Below are 3051 nucleotides of genomic sequence, written 5' to 3'. Positions count from 1 at the left end.
CGCGGCACGGGTTCGACAGTGACCGGCGGGCTCTGCGGCCTGGTACGCGGGGCTTCCTTGATGAGCGTCATGACGGTCTCAGCGCGGTCGCCCACGACATGCTGAAGGTCGAAATGGAGCGCCATTTCCGGATCTTCAGCCCGGGCGGAGTCGTTTCGGACGTGTTCTTCGACTTCGTGGTCCGCGATCCCGGGGAGACCGGCGATGTGCCGTCCCCGCGCGAGCAGCTGACCGCCGCGCTGACGGGGCGTACGTCCCAGGGGAGGCGGATCGGCTCGCTCGAGTCGGTCGGCATGGACGAGTTCCCGGCCCTGGACACCAGCGGCGGCCGGCTGCTGGTCGCGCTGATGGTGAACGAGTTCCGGGGGTACGGGTTCGACGACAGGACCATGACCGAGGAGCAGATCGAGCAGGCCGAGGCCGAGTTGGCGGAACTCGGCAGGGCGATATACGAGCGGGCGGTGGCGGCCTCGGTTCCGCTGTCTCCCGACGTGCTGAGCCGGTCGGTGGAGCGGATTCTGGACGATCCGGTGGTCCAGGGGTTCGCCCCGTTCGTGGCCCTGCTCGTCGGCGGCGTCCCGCAGGTGGAGGGCCCGAATCAGCGCGTGCTGACCATGGCGAACGCGATGGCCGTGGCAGGCGCCCTGGGCCGTTATGCCCTGGGACACGTCCGGTTGTCCCCGGACAGTCCGGCGTATCGGCTGGCGGCCGAGGCGCTGGAGAAGGTGGCCGTTCTCCTGACGACCGGGACCGTGCCTGTCGAAGAGCGTGCGCGTGTCGAGGGGGCCGTCAGGAGCGCGGAGATGGCGTTGACGGCCGTCCTCGAGTCGTCGGCACCGGCCGCGATCGAGTGGCCGGCGGAGATCGAGGCGCTGGACGGGACCCTGGTTCCGGTGGATCAGGTGTCGCAGGTGCAGCACCGGGATGCGTCGGATGTGCAGGTGGGGGTGTCGCTGCGGGGAGCCGGACCGTGGAGGGGGCGCCAGCAGTCCTACGGTCTGCTGCCGGAGGTGGAGCACTATACGGAGGTGCGGTGGGCGCCGCCGGAGGGCGGATGGTACCGGGCATCGGCGGTGGTGGCGGAGGGTCCGCGGAAGGAGGCTCCGTTCGGCAAGGTGTTCCTGGTCGGTGTGGACGGGGACGGGACCGTGGCACGGTTGCCGGTCCAGGGTGGGTCGATTGTGTCGTTCGCCTACGAGCGGGTGGCGGACTATGTCTTCGCGCGTGTGCCGGCGTTGACGGCGGCGTCGTGGGATACGGCTGTGTGGTGGGTGGGTGCGGATGTGGCGGGTCCGTATGCGCGTGGTCGTGATCCGCTTCAGTGGCCGGTGGCGGGTCAGGTGCTGTCCAACCGCTTTGACCGGTGGTTGTGGACCTCTGCTCTGGGTGGGGAGCCCGGGTTCGCCACGCGTAGGGAGGCGGACGGGAACGGTGGGCAGAAGCAGGTCACGTGGCTTCGGCTGGAGGAGGGTGACTCGCTGGCGGGGTTCCGTCCGGAGCCGTCGTCGGTTCAGCTGGCCGTGTGGGCTGAGCGGGTGGCGGGTGATCGGAGGCGGGCTGGGGATGTGCAGCGGTGGTGGCGGGCGGTCCGGCTGGTGTTCGGGCCGTTGTTGGAGGATGACGTGGCGGTGTTCGAGGCTCTGTTGCGTGGTTTCCGGGCGTTGGATGAGTGGCGGGCGGGCCGGGGGGATGCTTCCCCGCTGACCTGGAGTGGTCTGCTGGATGTGGTCAACCAGTACATGGATCTGGTCAACGCGTACGTCTCCGAGTCCGGGCGGGCCCCGCTGGTGTGGTGGCAGGTGCTGCCGTTGGCTCTGGTGTCGGCCGCGGGTGAGATCGGGGTGGAGCTGGAGCTGTCCCGCCTCGATCTGACGCCGCGGTATGAACCCCGGCGGGCGTGGGAGGAGGCCCCGGAGTCCCCGGTGGCGCCCCGAGCGGGCGCCGCCGATGAGCCCCCTGGCAGCCCCGCGCCCGTCCGCCCGGCCTCCCCGCGGTCGATCGAGCCCGGGCCTGCCGGGGGACTCGAACAGCTCCCCGCCGCCCGGCCACTCGCCGTGGACACCGCGGACTCCGCCGACTCCGCCGACCAGGTCTTCGTCCCCGCGTGGAACGCGCACGCGGGGGCGTGGACCGCGTTCGCCGAGGCTGCCACGGGGGCCGCGTCGGCGGAGCGGGCCGGGCGGGCGAGCGGCGAGGACACGCTGATGGCGGACCCGGACCAGGAACCGGACTTCTGGGCCGGCGTTGAGCGGGCGCGTGAGCGGTTGGAGGAGGCCGAGGCGCGGCTGTGGGCTCTGGGTGTCCCGCTGGATGTCCTGGCCGGGGCGCGGGGTGCCGCTACCGGCGAAGCCGCCGAGGCCCCGGTCGTGCCTCGGGACGACGCGCAACGGCGGTGGATCGCAGAGGAGTTGACCGAGGAGGACGTGAATCCCGTCGCGGCGCGGCTCGCCGCGAGCGCCACCACCGGCCTGGACGAGGCCGACGTACGTGCCGCGGGCGTCACGCCGGTCTACGACCAGCAGGCCCAGATCCAGATGGCGCTCCGTGGGGACAGTGGGGACAACCGGGTGCCGGTGCACGCGCTCCCGCCGCTGGAGCTGGCCCGGGTGCTGATGATGCGGCCCGGCCCCTGGACGGACGCACTGGACGACGTGGCGGCGAACGCGTCACGGCGGCTGTGGGCGTCGGCGTACGCGGACTTCGCGGGCGCGGCAGCCGGTGCGGCACCTGGTACGGCACTCGGCGGTGCCATGGAGACGGACGTCGCCCGGGCCTGGGCCGCCGCCGTCTCCTTGGTGCTGCCGGTGGAGCCGCACGCGGTGCTCGCCGACTCCCGGTACGCCGGGGACGGCTTCCGCAGAGTGGTGCGCCAGGTCGCCGATCACCTGTTGATGTGGGGCCCGGACACGGAGGCCGCGCTGCGGTCCGCGGCGGAGCTGGCCGACATCCTGCGGCTCGATCTGGGTCTGCGGCGGCGCTGGGACGTGCCCGCCGCGGACGGTGCCGGGTCGGGGGGCTCCGCCTCGCGGGTGTTCGTCGCGCCGGTCGCCC

At 72.5% G+C, this 3051-nt stretch carries 1 protein-coding gene; it reads left to right on the top strand.

What is annotated here, in order from left to right; translation table 11 throughout:
* Positions 1 to 113: 113 nt before the first annotated feature.
* Positions 114 to 3051 (top strand): hypothetical protein (locus tag ACWDSL_RS52765; RefSeq protein ID WP_450496835.1); only part of this gene is annotated, 2938 nt, incomplete at its 3' end.

The sequence above is a fragment of the Streptomyces sp. NPDC000941 genome (assembly GCF_053599555.1).
This window is presented reverse-complemented; position numbering and strand designations above follow the sequence as displayed.